The following is a 1278-nucleotide window of genomic DNA, read 5'->3' as shown; positions in this document are numbered from 1 at the left end:
GGGATTCAGCCCGTGCCGCTTCATGCGGCACCTCTGAGGCTTCCTGCTTCACCGGCCTGCGCCACCGTGAGCGGTGGTCTTACCTGGCCTCCACAGGCGTTTAGCCTCTCCGCCCGTCCGGCGGCGAGGATGTTGAGCGCGGCGTTGACGTCCCGGTCGTGGGCCGCCCCGCACGGGCAGGCCCACGACCGGACGTCCAGCGGCATGGACTCGGCAACCGCGCCGCAGGCCGAGCACAGCTTGCTGCTGGGGAACCAGCGGTCGACCTTCACCAAGATCCGGCCGTGCCGGGCGGCCTTGTAGGCAAGCATGTTCACGAACGCCGACCATCCGGCGTCGTGCACACTCCTGGCCAGCTTCGTGCGGGCCAGGCCCTTCACAGACAGGTCCTCCACCATCACCGCTTGGTTCTCACCGATGATCCGGGTGGAGAGCTTGTGCGCGAAGTCCCGGCGCGCGTCGGCCACCCTCGCGTGTGCGCGGGCGAGGCGGACGACGGCCTTCTTCCTGTTCGCCGACCCCTTCGCCTTGCGCGACAGGGCCTGCTGTGCCTTGCGCAGCCGCCGCTCGGCGCGGCGCAGGAACCGGGGGTTGTCGATCTTCCGGCCGTCCGAGAGGACCGCGAAGCGGGTCAGCCCCAGGTCGATACCGACCTCATTCGTGGCCTCTGGCAGCTGCTCGTCGCCGACCTCGACCACGAACGAGGCGAAGTATCGCCCGGCTGCGTCCACAACGACCGTGACGCTGGAGGGCTGCGACGGCAGGGAACGCGACCAGCGCACCGGCACGTCCCCGATCTTCGGCAGGCGCAGCTTCCCACCCGCCGTGACCGAAAACCGGGAGTTCTTGGTGAACCGGATCGCCTGCCGCCGATCCTTGCGGGACCGGAACCGGGGCGCGGCGGCCTTCGGCCCCGTGCGCTTGCCGGTGATCGAGGCGAAGAAGTTGCGGTAGGCCGTGTTCAAGTCGGCCAGCGCCTGCTGCAGCACCACCGCCGACACCTCGCCCAGCCAGGCCCGCTGCGAGGTCTGCTTCGCCCGCGTGATGACCCGCTTGGACAGCTCAGCGTCCGAGACGTACGGCAGTCCCTGCTCGCGGGCGTCCTGCCGGGCGCGCAGCCCGTCGTTGAACACCGTCCGCGCACACCCGAACGCCCGCGCCAGCGCTTGACGCTGACCGGCGGTCGGGTAGAGGCGGAAGTTGTACCGGAGCTGCACGGTACGATCCTATCCGATATGACACTACGATGGTGTCATGATGCGGATGACGCTCCGGCTG

Annotated in this window: 1 protein-coding gene; it reads right to left on the bottom strand. The window is 69.3% G+C overall.

Annotated features, from left to right (window positions below):
- Positions 1–20: 20 nt before the first annotated feature.
- Complete coding sequence (locus ABGB01_RS45925; protein WP_347780640.1) at positions 21–1217, bottom strand: transposase; 1197 nt, start codon at positions 1215–1217, stop codon at positions 21–23.
- Positions 1218–1278: the final 61 nt, after the last annotated feature.

The sequence above is a fragment of the Nonomuraea sp. B5E05 genome, assembly GCF_039880665.1.
Lineage (GTDB): Bacteria > Actinomycetota > Actinomycetes > Streptosporangiales > Streptosporangiaceae > Nonomuraea.
This window is presented reverse-complemented; position numbering and strand designations above follow the sequence as displayed.